Annotated in this window: 16 protein-coding genes; all 16 read left to right on the forward strand. The window is 34.9% G+C overall.

Annotated elements, in window-relative coordinates; all coding sequences use genetic code 11:
* The first annotated feature begins 107 nt into the window (after positions 1-107).
* On the forward strand, positions 108-1,247 hold the full coding sequence (locus BHE19_RS04920) for a beta-ketoacyl-[acyl-carrier-protein] synthase family protein (protein ID WP_070906183.1): 1,140 nt from the start codon (positions 108-110) through the stop codon (positions 1,245-1,247).
* A gap of 165 nt (positions 1,248-1,412) precedes the next feature.
* A complete protein-coding gene (locus BHE19_RS04925) occupies positions 1,413-2,213 on the forward strand; it encodes a DUF5984 family protein (RefSeq protein WP_070906184.1) in 801 nt (266 codons plus the stop codon).
* Between the two features lie 171 nt (positions 2,214-2,384).
* Positions 2,385-3,002, forward strand: a complete 618-nt coding sequence (locus BHE19_RS04930) for a 3-oxoacyl-ACP synthase (protein ID WP_070906185.1) — start codon at positions 2,385-2,387, stop codon at positions 3,000-3,002.
* Positions 3,003-3,004: 2 nt separating this feature from the next.
* Positions 3,005-3,262 (forward strand): phosphopantetheine-binding protein, encoded by a 258-nt coding sequence (locus tag BHE19_RS04935; RefSeq protein ID WP_017496902.1) that lies wholly within the window; start codon positions 3,005-3,007, stop codon positions 3,260-3,262.
* Between the two features lie 143 nt (positions 3,263-3,405).
* On the forward strand, positions 3,406-4,608 hold the full coding sequence (locus tag BHE19_RS04940) for a beta-ketoacyl-[acyl-carrier-protein] synthase family protein (RefSeq protein WP_070906186.1): 1,203 nt from the start codon (positions 3,406-3,408) through the stop codon (positions 4,606-4,608).
* A complete protein-coding gene (locus BHE19_RS04945; RefSeq protein ID WP_070906187.1) occupies positions 4,599-5,666 on the forward strand; it encodes a beta-ketoacyl synthase N-terminal-like domain-containing protein in 1,068 nt (355 codons plus the stop codon). Before BHE19_RS04940 ends, BHE19_RS04945 begins: the two co-directional genes overlap by 10 nt.
* Positions 5,663-6,439 carry a polysaccharide deacetylase family protein gene (locus BHE19_RS04950; protein ID WP_070906188.1) on the forward strand — a complete coding sequence of 259 codons (777 nt, stop codon included), beginning with the start codon at positions 5,663-5,665 and terminating at the stop codon, positions 6,437-6,439. The genes BHE19_RS04945 and BHE19_RS04950 overlap by 4 nt, the downstream gene beginning before the upstream one ends.
* A gap of 117 nt (positions 6,440-6,556) precedes the next feature.
* Positions 6,557-7,183: an outer membrane lipoprotein carrier protein LolA gene (locus BHE19_RS04955; protein WP_070906189.1), complete on the forward strand. Its 627-nt coding sequence runs from the start codon at positions 6,557-6,559 to the stop codon at positions 7,181-7,183.
* Complete coding sequence (locus BHE19_RS04960; protein ID WP_070906190.1) at positions 7,149-7,784, forward strand: hypothetical protein; 636 nt, start codon at positions 7,149-7,151, stop codon at positions 7,782-7,784. Before BHE19_RS04955 ends, BHE19_RS04960 begins: the two co-directional genes overlap by 35 nt.
* Before the next feature lie 37 nt (positions 7,785-7,821).
* Positions 7,822-8,451, forward strand: coding sequence for a porin family protein (locus BHE19_RS04965; RefSeq protein ID WP_070906191.1), 630 nt, complete (start codon positions 7,822-7,824; stop codon positions 8,449-8,451).
* Positions 8,452-8,459: 8 nt separating this feature from the next.
* Positions 8,460-9,074, forward strand: coding sequence for an outer membrane beta-barrel protein (locus tag BHE19_RS04970; RefSeq protein ID WP_017496895.1), 615 nt, complete (start codon positions 8,460-8,462; stop codon positions 9,072-9,074).
* A gap of 6 nt (positions 9,075-9,080) precedes the next feature.
* Positions 9,081-9,452 (forward strand): 3-hydroxyacyl-ACP dehydratase, encoded by a 372-nt coding sequence (locus BHE19_RS04975; protein WP_017496894.1) that lies wholly within the window; start codon positions 9,081-9,083, stop codon positions 9,450-9,452.
* A gap of 2 nt (positions 9,453-9,454) precedes the next feature.
* Complete coding sequence (locus tag BHE19_RS04980; protein ID WP_070906192.1) at positions 9,455-9,940, forward strand: hypothetical protein; 486 nt, start codon at positions 9,455-9,457, stop codon at positions 9,938-9,940.
* Positions 9,941-9,958: 18 nt separating this feature from the next.
* Positions 9,959-11,146 carry a DUF2062 domain-containing protein gene (locus BHE19_RS04985; protein ID WP_070906193.1) on the forward strand — a complete coding sequence of 396 codons (1,188 nt, stop codon included), beginning with the start codon at positions 9,959-9,961 and terminating at the stop codon, positions 11,144-11,146.
* 128 nt (positions 11,147-11,274) lie between these two features.
* Positions 11,275-14,961 (forward strand): 1-acyl-sn-glycerol-3-phosphate acyltransferase, encoded by a 3,687-nt coding sequence (locus BHE19_RS04990; RefSeq protein WP_070906194.1) that lies wholly within the window; start codon positions 11,275-11,277, stop codon positions 14,959-14,961.
* On the forward strand, positions 14,958-16,475 hold the full coding sequence (locus BHE19_RS04995) for a phytoene desaturase family protein (protein WP_070906195.1): 1,518 nt from the start codon (positions 14,958-14,960) through the stop codon (positions 16,473-16,475). The genes BHE19_RS04990 and BHE19_RS04995 overlap by 4 nt, the downstream gene beginning before the upstream one ends.
* Position 16,476: the final 1 nt, after the last annotated feature.

The following is a 16,476-nucleotide window of genomic DNA, read 5'->3' on the forward strand; positions in this document are numbered from 1 at the left end:
CGAATGGTACGAATTTTCACAAATTTAAGAATAAAACAAGCAGTGCAAATCTGCCTAATCTGCTAAATCTGCGTGCTATAAAAATCACGCTGAAATAAAATCATAAAATGTTAAAGGAAATATACATCACACAAACCAACTGCATCACACCATTAGGTTTTGATGTCGAATCAAACGTTGAAGCAATTCTTCGAGGGAATTCCGGCATTCAGCTTCAAAATGATATTTCTTTAATGCCCCATTCATTTTATGCTTCAATCATCGATGATGAAAAACTCAACAGTGCCTTTGCAAAAATAAGTACAGAAACAAAATATTCCCGTTTAGAGAAAATGATGATTTTGGCTTTAGAACCTATTATCAAAAACTCGGGAGTTGAACTAAATTCCAAAGCAGCCTTTATCCTTTCGACAACCAAAGGCAATGTAACGGCTTTAAAAAATGATTCTGCTGACAGTTTTAATAATGCACATTTAGACGTTCTGGCAAAAAATGTTGCCGCTTTTTTCGGATTTCAAACACAACCTATTGTGGTATCGAATGCCTGTGTATCCGGAGTTTTAGCCATTTCTGTTGCCAAAAGAATGATTCAGTCAGGTCTTTATGACCATGCTTTTGTCGTGGCGGGTGACGAAGTTTCAGAATTTGTTTTGTCCGGTTTTAATGCATTTCAGGCTATGAGCGATTTGCCATGCAAACCGTATTCTAAAAACAGAACCGGTGTAAGCTTGGGGGAGGCGACGGCCGCAGTGTTAGTTACCGCCGAAACTACAAATGCCAAAATAAAAGTGATCGGAGACAGTTCGATAAACGATGCCAATCATATTTCGGGTCCTTCAAGAACCGGTGAAGGTTTGTTCAGAAGTATTCAAAATGCTTTGAAAGAAGCCCAAATAGAAGTTAACAAAATCGATTATATTTCAGCACACGGAACCGCAACGCCTTTCAACGACGAAATGGAAGCCATCGCTTTAAACCGTTTAGGTCTGCAAAATGTCCCAATCAATAGTCTGAAAGGATTTTACGGTCATACCTTGGGCGCTTCGGGATTGTTAGAAACTGTAATCGCTATTGAATCTGCCAATCAAAATATGCTTTTTGAATCAAAAGGTTTTGACGAGATGGGCGTGAGCGAACCAATAAATGTTATTGAGAAAAATGAAGAAAAGACAATTGATTTTTTCCTGAAAACAGCTTCCGGATTCGGAGGTTGTAATACGGCGGTTGTTTTTGAGAAAGTAAAATAAATTTGAACTATTCGGAAATTCCGAACAGTTCAAAAGTAAAGTCCAACTAACAAGGAAATCTTGAGAGTTCAAAATCCAACTTGTAAGTAAAATTTACAAGTTCAATATTTAAAATTCATAGAAAATCGAAAAAAAATGATCGTCATTTATATGTAAATTCTAAAAATGATAAATTTCAAATTAAAATATATTGATGAGATAGTTCCTATTGGTCAAGAACCAAATCAACGTTTAAGTTGGTTTTGGCTAACAGATGGAGAGTTATGGCTTGATTTCGAAAATGATATAATTTACGAGTATTCTGATGAAGCAATTTATTATTTTGGAAATAAATCAACATCATATAATGAGTATTATTTAGTCAGATTCATTGAGGATTTTACAAACCTTTTTGGAAAAATAAATGAAAGCATTCCTGAAAAATTTTACTCTTTAACTGAAGATTTAGAAAAGTTTAAAACTGAATCAGAAAATTGGTTTAGTATTCATGATACAGATGAAAATGAGAATACTGATTTTTATTTTGATGAATATTATAAATTACTTTCGTGGATTAATGAGAGAACATTAGATTCAGCACACTTAATTGGTGGTCCGAATTTGTTTTTCTTCAGAAAAAATGATCAAATAAAAATTATTTGGGAAGCTGAATATACTTTAGAAAATGGTATAAGTTTATGGACAGTGAAAGATGGCTTCTGCGAAATGAACTACCATGATTTTGTGAATGAAATTAAATTGTTCGGAGAAGATTTTTTTAATAAAATGGACAACCAAATTGAATTAGCATTATCTAAAGATTTTAAAAACATACATATTGATAAAAAAAGGTTAGTTGAAGAACATCAAGAAAGAAAAGAAGATTTTTGGAATGCATTCAAAATGCTAAAACAAGAACCAGTTAATAAAACAAATTGGACAGATATTGAACAAACATATAATAGCATAGTAGAAGAAATAAGATAATATATTCCCTAAAAACACCTTCCGGATTTGGAGGTTGTAATGTAGCGGTGATATTTGAAAAGGTAAAAAATGATTAACCGCGAATTGCACTAATTTTCACAGATTAATTAGTGTAATTTAACCCCAAAATCAATTCGTGCTAATTTGTGCAATTAGTGTTAAATTAAAATAATGAATCCAAACAAAACCAACATACAATCCTATTGCACCATTGAAAACAACGAAATTGTTTTGAACGGAACTTCGATATTCAAAATTGAACTGACCAATTTTAGTGATTTCTCTAAACAGGCCTATCGCAATTTTGATATTCAATACCCGAAGTTTTTCAAAATGGATGCTTTGAGTAAACTTGCTTTTTTAGGAGCCGAATTACTTTTGAGTCCGATAACTTCTGATGAAAAAGAGAACAATATTGCCTTGGTTCTGGCCAACAAATCCTCGAGTTTAGATACCGATGTTAAGTATCAGGGATCTATTTCCGACAAAGAAAACTACTTTCCGAGCCCTGCGGTTTTTGTTTATACCCTGCCAAATATTTGTCTGGGCGAAATAAGTATCCGCCATCAGCTGAAAAGTGAAAATTCTTTCTTTATATTTGATGCCTTTAACACTGAATTTATGTCTAATTATTCTGCTATTCTTCTGAATACAAATAAAGCCGATAGGGTTCTTTGTGGCTGGGTAGAATTTTTTAATGACGATTACAAGGCGTTCCTTTGCACGATTAGCAAGGAAGAAAGCACAAAATATACCAACGAAACTATCAATACATTATACAATAAATAATCATGGAAGCATTAAAAGAAGAATTAAAAAACAAAATCATTACTACTTTAAACCTTGAAGATATCGCGATCGAAGATATTGCAGATAACGATCCTTTGTTTGGAGATGGTTTAGGTTTAGACTCCATTGATGCGCTTGAATTGATCGTGATTCTGGATAAAGATTACGGAATTAAACTGGTAGACCCAAAAGAAGGAAAAACCATTTTTCAATCCATCGAAACTATGGCGGCGTACATTAGCGCTAACAGAACGAAATAGATTTTTAGATTGTTGGATTATTAGACTTTTAGATTTCTTAAATGAAAATATTCAAAAATCTAATTCAAAATAGTTTTTAAGACTTTTATGAACCAAAAAGAATAGTCCAACAATCCAACAATCCAATAATCCAATAATCTAAAATGGCAAAAGGTGTTGCAATAACCGGAATGGGAATTATCTCCTCGATTGGAAATTCAGTCGAAGAAAATTACATTTCGTTAATCGAAAATAAAGTTGCGGTAACGCGTATCGAAAACATTGAAACGATTCACGCTGCTATAAATAAGGTAGGGGAGATTAAAAAAACTAATGATGAATTGGTTCAGGAATTAGAACTTACTCCCGATAATAACTTTTCGAGAACTGCGATGATTGGCACTTTTGCAGCGAAACAGGCTGTTAAAAATGCCGGAATCACGGCAATAAACGAATTCAGAACCGGGCTAATTTCGGCGACAAGTGTGGGTGGAATGGATATGACCGAAAAACATTATTACGATTATTTCAAACATCCTGAACTTATCAAATACATTACTTGTCATGATGCCGGAGATGTAGCCGAAAAAATTGCAGAAGAGTTAGGTTTAAAAGGGATTGTAACCACCATAAGTACAGCTTGTTCATCGGCAGCAAACGCAATTATGCTGGGGGCAAGACTTATAAAATCCGGAAAACTGGACCGCGTAATTGTAGGCGGAACCGACGCTCTGGCAAAATTTACGATCAACGGATTTAAAACCCTCATGATTTTATCTGACGAATACAACAAACCTTTCGACAACAACCGAAAAGGACTAAATCTGGGTGAAGCAGCTGCTTTTCTGGTTTTAGAATCTGATGAAGTCGTTCAGAAACAAAACAAAAAAGTGCTGGCCCGTGTGTCAGGTTATGGCAATGCCAATGATGCTTTTCACCAAACGGCTTCTTCAGAAAATGGAGACGGTGCTTACCTGGCGATGAAAAAAGCGTTTGACGTTTCGGGTTTAAAACCAAGTGAAATTGACTATATCAACGTTCACGGAACAGCCACTCCCAACAATGATTTGTCTGAAGGAAGAGCTATACTTCGAATTTACGGTGATGAAAAAGTACCCGATTTTAGTTCGACGAAACCTTATACAGGACATACTTTGGCAGCTGCGGCGGCCATTGAAGCTGTTTACAGCGTTCTGGCGATTCAGAATAATGTGGTTTACCCCAATCTGAATTTTGAAACACCAATGGAAGAGTTTGACTTAAAACCGCAAACAACTTTAAAGAATAAAAAAATTGAACACGTTTTATCAAACTCTTTTGGGTTTGGAGGAAACTGTTCCACTCTTATCTTTTCAAAATGCAATTAAAAAAAACATATATAAATGGAATAGGTTGTATTTCGACTCAAAAAACATTTGATACTGTTTTTTTAGAAGAAGCCACACACAACCTCGACGAGAATGTGCTTAAAATCGTTCCGCCGGTTTACAAGGATTATATTTCTCCTGCTGCCATAAGAAGAATGGCAAAAGGTGTAAAAAACGGAATCGTGGCCTCGGCAATTGCCATGAAAGATGCACAACTCGAAAATGTGGATGCCATTATTACCGGAACAGGATTAGGATGTATTGAAGATTCTGAAAAATTCCTGACCAACATCCTCGATAATAATGAGCAATTCTTAACACCAACTTCATTCATTCAATCGACTCATAATACAGTTGGCGCTCAAATTGCGTTGTTGCAAAAATGCAACGGTTACAATTTTACCTATGTCAACGGAGCTGTCTCTTTTGAATCGGCTCTTTTGGATGCTAAAATGCAAATTGAGGAAGAAGAAGTACAGTCTGTTCTTGTGGGTGGTGTGGATGAAAATGGCGATTATACTACTGCGCTTTTTAAATTGTCAGGACGTATCAAACCAGACGGTCAGCAACCCTACAACCTTTTAGAGGCTACTACAAGCGGTGCCGTTTATGGAGAAGGTGCCAGTTTTTTTGTTCTGGAAAATGAACGAAAAGAGACTACTTATGCTGAAGTACTGGACATTGCCATAGTAAATACCCTGGAAGAGAATGAAATTGAAGCAGCAATCAGATCGTTTTTGAAATCCAATCAATTAGAAATTTCAGATGTTGATGCCTTGATTTTAGGATTTGACGGTAATGCAGATTTTGAAAATTATTATAAAAATCTAACCCAAAAGGACTTCGCTCAAACTCCGCAATTGTATTACAAACATTTGAGTGGTGAATACGATACAGCTTCGGCTTTTGCTTTATGGATGGCGTCTAAAATTTTAAAAACTCAGGAAATCCCTGAAATTATAAAAGTAAATTCAGTCGAAAGACCGGCTTATAATACGATTTTATTGTACAATCAGCTCAACGGAAAAAACCATAGTTTTACGTTACTTTCAAAATGATAACGCATAAAAACATTTCGTTATTCTTTCTCTTTGTATTGCTGCTACTGCTTCTTCTGAATCTCTATACAGCAATTAACGGAGCATGGTTTATCGCAATTGTTTTAATTTGGTTAAGCATAAATGCTGTGGGCTCTGCTGTAATTTCTTCTAATTATCACGTAAAAGCTTACTGCAATAATTCCTCAGAAACCCAAAAGAAAATTGCTATTACTTTTGATGACGGACCCTCTATTTTTACTCCGGAAGTTTTGACACTTTTAAAGAAATATGAGGTCAAAGCTACTTTTTTCTGCATCGGAAAAAACATCGAAACTCATCCTGAAATCGTACAACAAATTATAGCAGAAGGACATTTGGTTGGCAATCATTCGTACAGCCATTCTCCTTTTTTTGATTTTTATAATGCTAAAAAAATCACGACTGAAATTCAGAAAACAGACGCTCTTTTAGAAAAATACACCTCCAAAAAAATAAACTTCTTCCGCCCGCCCTACGGAGTTACAACACCCTCCATCCGAAGAGCTTTAAAACGTACCAGCCACAAAGTGATAGGATGGAATATTCGCTCTCTGGACGGTGGCACAACCAACCAAAGTTTAATTTTCAACCGAATCATAAAACGTATTTCTCCGGGAGGAATTGTACTTTTGCACGACACAGGAGCACACTCTGTTTTGGTACTGGAACAGTTTTTGCAATTTTTGCAGCAAAACAATTATAAAGTAATTTCAACCGAAGAACTTTTGAATCTTAATGCTTATGAAAACTGAACGCGGATGAAGCAGATTCGCTTACGCGAAGACGTGGATAAAACCGGATTTTAATAATTTAATCTGTGAAAATCCTTTAATCTGTGGCAAAATAATAAAGCTCAATTCGTAATAAATATGAAAACTAAAATAGCACTCTTAATTTTATTCATCTCAGGCAATTTGTTCGCTCAGGAACAAAAAATGTCTGATGCCGAAATTAATGCTTTCAAGCAGGATGTAAATGTAGTTTCCAAAAAAATCAAAACCCTCAGTACCGATTTTGTTCAGTACAAACACTTGGACTTTTTATCGAAAGATATTGAAACTTCGGGAAAAATGATTTTTAAAGAACCTTCTTTATTACAATGGCAATACAAGAAACCATACAATTACAGTATTGTTTTTAAAAACGGAAAAATCCTGATTAACGACGAAGGGAAGAAAAGTGCCGTTGATATTGGCAACAGCAAAATCTTTGGCAGAATCAACAAATTGATTGTCGGAAGTGTAAGCGGTAATATGTTTGACGACAAGGAGTTTGTCATTTCTTATTTCAAATCAAAAGGACAGAATATAGCGAAGTTTGCTCCTAAAGATGCTACTTTAAAAAAATACATCAAACAAATTGAACTGACTTTCGACAAAGAAGAAGCAACCGTAATTCAGGTAAAACTATTAGAATCCTCTGAGGATTATACCCGAATTGTACTTAAAAATAAAGTGATCAATGCAAAAATCGACGATTCAGTTTTTAATAATTAATTGCTTCCTTGCAATTGTTCTGGTTTCTTGCGGTGCTGTCACAAAAAACTATACTCCTAAAAAATTAGACCGAACGTCTTATCAGGTCCCTTATTTCGCAGATTCAAAAACCGATTACGTTTATAAAACCAACATCACAGTTTACGGTCATGAAATGTCTGGAATTTTCATCGCCAAAAAAATCAATGACACTACACATCGTATTGTTTTTACAACAGAATTTGGCAACAAATTAATGGATTTTGAAATTTCTGAAACAGACTTTAAAATCAATTCTATTGTATCCGAATTAGACCGAAAAATCCTTATCAGTACGTTACGAGAAGATTTCCGCTTGCTACTGAAAAAAGATTATATCTTTCAACAACAATTCGAAAATGAATCAGCGGACATCTATAAATCACAGGATGGAAAACGTGACAACTATCTTTTTATCTCCAAAAAGGACCAAAAGTTAGAGAAGGTCGTTCAGTCTTCTAAAACAAAAGAAAAATTTACACTGACATTTAGTTCAGAAAACAATATTTTTGCTGAGAAAATTTTGATTAATCATCAAAATATTAAACTGAAAATTGAATTAAATTATTTGAAATCAGAGTAAAAATTTAAACTAAACCTAAACTTAAATCAAACCAAAAATGAAAAAAATAACCGTAATTGCCTTTGTTTTATGTATTGGAATTATAACGTCAAATGCCCAGGTAAAGGTTAGTCCGGGATTACGCGGAGGTTTAAATATATCGGATTTAAGTAATATGCCGGAAAATAGCAGTTCTAAATCTGATTTTTATGTGGGTGCATTAATGGCTATAAAATTCAATAAATATTTTACGTTGCAGCCTGAGTTGAATTATTCCAGACAGGGTTCTGAGATTCGTTTGTCTTATTTGGATTTTGACAACAATACTTCCCGTCGCAGAAGCCAGAAAGCCGAAATTAACTATCTTACACTTGGAGCTGTGGCTAAATTTAATTTTAAAGGAAAAGGTTTCCATGTATTAGCCGGACCCTCTATAGATTTTAGAACCAATGATAATTTTGACAAATTTGGAGAGAACCCTGTTGATGTTGACTTTGCTATTGTTGGCGGAGTTGGGTATACCCTTCCAAACGGATTAACTTTTGAAGCCCGATTAAAACAAGGATTAGTTGATATTTATGGCTACGACGGATATGATTATGATAATGAAAACAGACGCTATTATGATGACATTACTTTAAATCAGGTTTTCCAAATAGGTATTAGTTACACTTTCAAAGTAAAATAAATTAAATCATGAACAAAAGAAATTTAATAATTATCGTATTGGCCTTGTTTGCCCTAACAAGTTTACAGGCACAGGTTACCTTTAAACCCGGTTTGAGAGCAGGAGCTTCTTTTTCTACATTCTCCAATACACGTTCCGACTATAAAACTGATTTTTATATAGGTGGTTTTGGTGAAATCAAATTAACCAAAATTTACACTTTACAACCCGAAATCACGTATAGCCAGCAAGGAGCGAGTAACGTTAAAACTTTTATCAGTTATAATAACGGTAACGATGTTGTGAGTTTGAAAGATTTAGAAATTGATTATCTTTCCATTGCTGTAGTCAATAAATTTACTTTAAAAAATGGCTTTCAGTTTCAGGCTGGTCCAACTTTAGATTTTAGATTACGAGACAACTTACTTTATGAAAAATCAGATATTGATCTGGCTTTTATAATGGGTATTGGTTATAGATTACCTTCCGGATTGACTTTTGAGGCCCGTTTCAAAAAAGGAATTGTGGATGTTCTTGATAGTGATTATTACGGCAGCAACGGTAACAATAATGATTATTGGTTTAGAGATTATAATACAAATGTTAGTTTTCAAATAGGTGTTTCTTATCCTTTTGGCAAATAAAAAAATATGGTTTTAAAAGATTTTTACAAAGTTCTTTCCGAAGAAAAAACAGGAGATTCTAAATACACAATTTCGATTCTGATCAATGAAAAACACGACGTTTTCAAAGGTCATTTTCCGGGCAATCCAATTATGCCGGGAGTTTGCATGATTCAGATTATAAAAGAACTTACGGAGTCTATCACCAAAAGTACTTTGATCATGCAGACACTTTCCAATGTGAAGTTTATGGCGCTGATTAATCCGGAAGTAAATCCGGAATTACGCTTAGAACTTGATATTGTTACAACAGAAGAAGATTTGGTTAAGGTGAAAAACACCACTTATTTTAACGACACCGTTGCGCTGAAACTGAGCAATGTGTACAAAAAAATATAACTATGAAATTAGTATTGTCATTGTTTTTATGGGTTCATTTTGTGAGTACTCCGGATTTATCCAGCATTAGAAAAATGTATGCCGACGTCACAAAATCAGAAGCAAACGCTAAAGAATTTTCAGAAAAACTTTCCGGTATTTCTGCCGACGATGATAAAATTCTGGTAGCCTATAAAGCGGCTTCTATTTTATTGGATTCAAAGTTTAAAAACCGTTTAAAAGATAAAATGGATCGTTTTAAAGAAGGCGCAAAATTATTGGAAGCCACTATAAAAAATGATCCCAATAATATCGAAATGAGAATGATTCGCCTGAGTATTCAGGAGAACGTTCCCGGAATTACAGGCTATAGAAAAAACATTAAAGAAGACAAAAAATTCCTCACCGATCATTACGCAGAGCAAAGTGCTGCTTTAAAAGAATATCTAAAAAACTTTGTTTTACAATCAAAGAGTTTCTCTGAGAAAGAGAAACAATTTGTGAAGTAGATAAAGGAAAAAAAACTCATGATACCTACTTTACCACAGCAGGAATTACTAAACGCTACAAATTTTTGTGTGATTGTTCCAACGTACAATAATCACAAAACGTTGAAAAGAGTGTTGGATTCTGTTTTAGATTTCACTTCAAATGTCATTATTGTTAATGACGGTTCGACCGATGAAACTTCTGAAATTCTGAAACACTATTCGCAATACACTCAGATTCATCATCCTAAAAATCTGGGAAAAGGAAGAGCTTTACGAAATGGTTTCAGAAAAGCAATCGAGTTAGATTTTGAGTACGCGATTACAATTGATTCGGACGGACAGCATTTTGCTGCCGATATTCCGAATTTTATTGCTGAAATTCAAAACCAACCTAATTCTTTATTGATTGGGAGCCGAAATATGACTCAGGAAAATGTACCCAAGAAAAGCAGTTTCGGAAATAAGTTTTCTAATTTCTGGTTTAAATTTGAAACCGGAATTCAACTCGACGATACTCAATCCGGTTACCGACTGTATCCCTTGAAACTCATTCCGAAACAATTTTACACGAATAAATTTGAATTCGAAATTGAAGTAATCGTTCGCTCTGCCTGGAAAGGTATTGTGGTTAAAAATATTCCTGTTCAAATTTTGTACGATCCTGCTGAACGTGTTTCTCATTTTCGTCCCTTTAAAGACTTTACCCGCATCAGCATATTAAATACCGTTTTGGTCATTTGGGCATTGCTGTACATCAAACCCAGAGACTTTTTTAGAAAAGCAAAAAAAAAAGGTTTTAAAAAATTCTTTTTAGAAGACATTTTAGAAAGTAGTGATTCCAATTTCAAAAAATCGGCGGCAATTGCTTTGGGAATTTTTATCGGAATTTCTCCTTTTTGGGGTTTCCAGACCATTCTGCTTTTAACTTTTGCAACCTTATTTAAGCTTAACAAAGTGATTGCTTTTTTAGCTTCAAATGTGAGTTTTCCGCCTTTCATTCCTTTTGTTATTTACGGATCTTTAAAAATGGGAAGTTACTTTGTTTCAAACGATGTTATGCTAACTGCAAATGGTTCGGTTACACTTGATGATATTCAAAAAAATGCAACACAATATATCGTGGGAAGTCTTATTTTAGCATCCGTTTTAGCGCTCTCAGCAGGTCTGATAAGTTATTTACTTTTAACCGCTTTTAGCGCTAAGAACAAAACAAAGATTACATAACGTCTTGCCACAGATTGAAAGGATTAGCTGGATTTTTTTAGCCACGAATTGGCAACAGCATTTAAAATCAATTTAATCCTTTCAATCTGTGGCAAAAAAACTGTAAGCAAAAACAATAATAAATAAACATGCATCAATACTTCTACGCCATTCATATGTTTGTAAACCGAAGAAAATCTTTATCGGTTGTTCTGGCTATTTTGATCCTTTTTGTTTTTGGATTTTTTGCCTCTCAAATTAAATTTGAAGAGGATATCACCAAACTGATTCCCACAAATGATAAAACAGATGTCACGGCAAAAGTGCTCAAACAGCTTAATTTTGCTGATAAAACTACCGTTATTTTCAAACTCGATAAAAACGGTACCGAAGACGATCTAAAAGAAATGGCAACTGCTTTTTCAGACAGTGTCACTCAATCCTGCAAGCCCTACGTAAGCGGTATTCAGGGAAAAATTGACGAAGAAAGTATTCAGGAAACCATTGATTTCGTCTACCACAATCTGCCTCTTTTTCTGGAAAATAAAGATTATGAAGTCCTGCAAAGTAAACTTCAAAAAGACAGCATCGCGGCAACAGTTCAGGGAAATTATAAATCAATTATCGCTCCATCAGGATTTATCACAAAAGATTTTATTTTACAGGATCCGTTGGGAATCTCCTTTATCGCTTTAAAAAAATTACAGCAATTAAATATTGGTGACGATTTTACGCTTGACAATGGTTTTGTTATGACCAAAGACAAAAAGAAATTACTTCTTTTTATTACCTCAAATCTTCCTTCAAGCGAAACCGAACAGAATACCATTTTTGCATCAAAACTGAAATCCATTCAGGACAATCTGAATCAGAAATTCAAAACCAAAACCTCGATTCACTATTTTGGCTCTGCCCTGATTGCAGTCGCAAATGCCAATCAAATCAAAAGTGATATCATCCTGACCACATCAATCGCGATGTTTACACTGATGCTCATTTTGATTTTGTTTTATAGAAAAGTATTGATTCCGGTAATTATTTTTCTTCCTACTGTTTTTGGCGCTTTGTTTGCCATCGCCTTTTTATATTTTGCAAAAGAACAAATTTCTGCTATTTCATTAGGAATTGGTTCTATTTTACTGGGAATCACCATTGATTATTCCCTCCATATTCTCACACACTACAAGCACAACAGCGATATAAAAACCTTGTACAAAGACATTACTATGCCGGTCATCATGAGCAGTTCAACAACGGCTGTTGCCTTTTTGTGCCTGCTTTTTGTAAAATCGGATGCCTTAAATGACTTGGGGATTTTCGCTGCCGTTATCGTAATGGCTTCGGCATTTTTCTCTCTTTTAATTATTCCGCATCTCTACAAACCGAAAGAAAATAACGTAGAACACAAGAAAAATGTGATTGATAAACTGGCTCATTTTTCCTTTCACAACAACAAATTTCTGATTGGTTTTTGTGTTTTAACAGTCATTATTTCCTGCTTTACTTATAAGAATGTGGGATTCAACAACGATTTGTCGCAACTGAATTTTATTCCGACAGAAATAAAAGCGGCTGAAAAAGATCTGGAAGAAAGTACAAGCCTCACCTCCAAAACCATTTATGTAGCATCCTATGGAAATAGTATGGAAGAGGTTTTACGAAATAACTCTGCCCTGTTCTCCGATTTATCAAAAGAAAAACAAAACGGCAAAATATTGAATTTTAGTTCTGTTGGCGGTATTATGCTTTCGCAAAAGGAGCAACAGCAAAAAATCAATCGTTGGAATTCGTTTTGGGACACCAACAAAAAACAGCTTTTACAAACACAACTAATTACCGAAGGTTCCAAACTCGGATTTAAACCTACCACTTATACCGCTTTTTTTGAGCATTTGAATTTCAATTTCAAACCCATTTCCCCACAGGAATATTTGAAAATACAGGCTTTACAGCTGAAAGAATTTGTAACCGAAAAGAACGGATTCTTCACCATTTCTACTCTCGTAAAAGTGAGTCCTCAACAAAGAGATTCTTTCGTAAAAGTAACTGAGACTAAACAAAATCTGATTGCAATTGATCGCCAGCAGATGAATGAAACGTTTTTCAGTACTTTAAAAACCGATTTCAACACACTGGTAAATTATTCGTTTATAGCGGTGATTCTGATTTTATTTTTCTTTTTCCGAAGACTGGAATTGGTTATTGTAAGCTGTATTCCAATTGCTTTAACGGGAATTGTTACGGCTGGGATTATGGGTGTTTTTGGACTTCAGATGAATATATTCAGCTTGATTGTCTGTACCCTGATTTTTGGTCACGGCGTCGATTTCAGTATTTTCATGACCAGCGCCCTTCAAAAAGAATATACGACCGGGAAAAACGAAATTGCTATTTATCGAACCTCTATCATTCTTGCAGTAATCACAACAATTTTAGGAATCGGTGCAATGATTTTTGCTAAACATCCGGCGTTGAGATCTATTTCATCCGTGTCTTTAATCGGAGTTTTTGCAGCACTTATTATTACGTTTATATTCTACCCTATTCTTTTTAAAATATTCATTTCAAACCGTTCGAAAAAAGGAAATCCTCCGTTTGTCTTACGCACTTTTATACACGGTGTCATCTCTTTTTTCTATTACGGTATGGGCGGAATTTTGATGTCGCTTTTCAGCATCACTATTATGCCACTGTTGCCGATTAAGGAGAAAACAAAAATGAAAGCCTTCCGATACGTGATCTCAAAATTCATGAAATCGGTATTGTATTCCAATCCGTTTATTCATAAAAAAGTCGTGAATAAATTTGGAGAAACCTTCGAAAAACCCGCCATTATTATTGCCAACCATTCTTCGTTCATTGATATTTTGGCAATGGGAATGCTGAGTCCTAAAATTATATTTTTAGTAAGTGACTGGGTGTACAACTCTCCTATTTTTGGCGGTACCGTCAGAAAATCAGGTTTTTATCCGGTTTCGGAGGGAATTGAAGGCGGAGTAGAACATTTACGCCAAAAAGTAAACGAAGGGTATTCGTTAATGATTTTCCCCGAAGGAACACGTTCTGAAAGCAATCAGGTTAAACGTTTTCATAAAGGAGCCTTTTATCTGGCTGAAGAATTTAATCTGGATATTATTCCTGTGGTCATTCACGGAGCTTCAGAAGCGATTCCAAAAGGCGATTTTGTCATTCATCACAGCCATCTTACGATTTCAATTCTGGAACGAATTTCTCCGGACAACACTTCTTTCGGAAAAAATTATGCCGAGAGAACCAAACAAATGAGTGCTTTTTTCAAAAAAGAGTACCACAAAATTCGTCAACAATTAGAAGGTCCAGACTATTTCAAAAAAATGATTTTACACAGTTTCGATTATAAAGAAATCGAAATCATCAATAACGTCAAGAGCGATTTAAAAGAGCATCTGGAAGTCTATTATCGTTTAAACAAACAGCTTTCCGCGAAAGACAGAATACTCCATTTATCCAATGATTATGGACAATTAGATGTGTTACTAACCTTGCAGGAGCCTCAGCGAAAAATAACTTCGTTTAATTTTGACGAAGAAAAACGAGCGATTTCAAAAACCAATTATTTCCTCAAAAAAAGAAAAATCTCTTATTTAGATACGCTTGAACCGGCTTTGCAAAATCAATATGATGTTCTTTTGATTTCCGATAAGAATCAGGCGAATGATCTTGAAAAAATCGTTACTCTAACTTCTACAGTAATCTTGCTCAATCCTTCTGATTTAAAAAACACTTTGATTACATTTGATTTTGAATGTATTTTTGAAGATAACAGTATAATTGTATTAAAGAAAAAAGGAGCATGAAAGAACATTACGATGTTGTAATTGTTGGCAGTGGATTGGGTGGATTAGTCTCTTCGATTATTCTCGCCAAGGAAGGTTATAGCGTCTGCGTGCTCGAAAAAAACAATCAGTATGGTGGAAATCTCCAGACATTTGTACGTGATAAAACCATTTTTGATACCGGAATTCATTACATCGGAGGTTTAGGAGAAGGACAAAACCTGTTCAAATATTTCAACTATTTGGGCATTATGGAGCATCTTAACCTCAAAAAAATGGACGATAACGGTTTTGACATCATCTCTTTTGAAGACGATCAAAACGAATATCCTCATGCACAGGGTTACGCTAATTTTACTTCCCAATTGGAACATTTTTTTCCGGAAGAAAAAACTGGTATTGAGGAATACTGCAAAAGAATAAAAACAATTTGCGAATCTTTTCCGCTCTACAATTTAGAATGGGAAGGTAAATACGATAATGAAATCTTAGGCTTAAATGCCAAACAGACGATCGATGAATGTACCCAAAATGAAAAACTGAAAGCAGTTCTTGCCGGTTCTAATTTTTTGTATGCCGGAATTGCCGACAAAACACCTTTTTATGTTCATGCACTTTCTGTAAATTCCTATATTCAAAGTTCGTGGCGCTGCATCAATGGCGGAAGTCAGATTACCAAGCAGCTTTTAAAACAGCTCAAAAAATACGGTGGTGAATTTTACAAATACAAAGAAGTTACCCATTTTAATGTTGAAAATAAAAAAGTAACTTCGGTAAACATGAAGGATGGGACCAATGTTTCCGGTTCCTATTTTATCTCTAACATCGAGCCAAAAACAACTTTGAAAATGACCGGCGAAGAACACTTCCGAAAATCATTTTACAGTAGAGTTCAAAGTCTTGAAGGTGTAATTTCGGCGTTTAGTCTGTACATCGTTTTTAAACCGAAAACTTTCAAATACATTAATCATAACCATTATCATTTTAAGAAAAGCAGCGAAGTCTGGACCGCTCATAACTATGATGATGATTCCTGGCCAAAAGGCTTTATGGCCTCAATGAATGCCTCCAAAAAGCAGGAAGAATGGGCAGAAGGGATGACTTTTATTACCTACATGAAATACGATGATGTAATCCCGTGGGCAACTACTTTTAATACTACGGTTGAAGAAAATGACCGTGGGGAGAGTTACGAAGAATTTAAAGCCAAAAAAGCGGCAAAGTTTTTAGAAGAAATCGAACTGAAATTTCCGGGGATCAAAAACTGCATTCAATCCGTTCATACCTCGACGCCGCTCTCCTATCGCGATTATATTGGCGGGCACAATGGCAATATGTACGGATATGTTAAGGATTCAAATAATCCGATGAAAACGCTGATTCCCTCAAAAACCAAACTGGATAATTTGTATCTTACGGGCCAAAGTATCAACATGCATGGTGTTCTCGGAGTAACTATTGGAGCCGTGGTAACCTGTTCTGAAATTGTTGGTAAAGAATATTTGGTAAACAAAATCAATCAGGCATCTGAATAAA

The sequence above is a fragment of the Flavobacterium tructae genome, assembly GCF_001853485.1.
GTDB lineage: Bacteria > Bacteroidota > Bacteroidia > Flavobacteriales > Flavobacteriaceae > Flavobacterium > Flavobacterium tructae.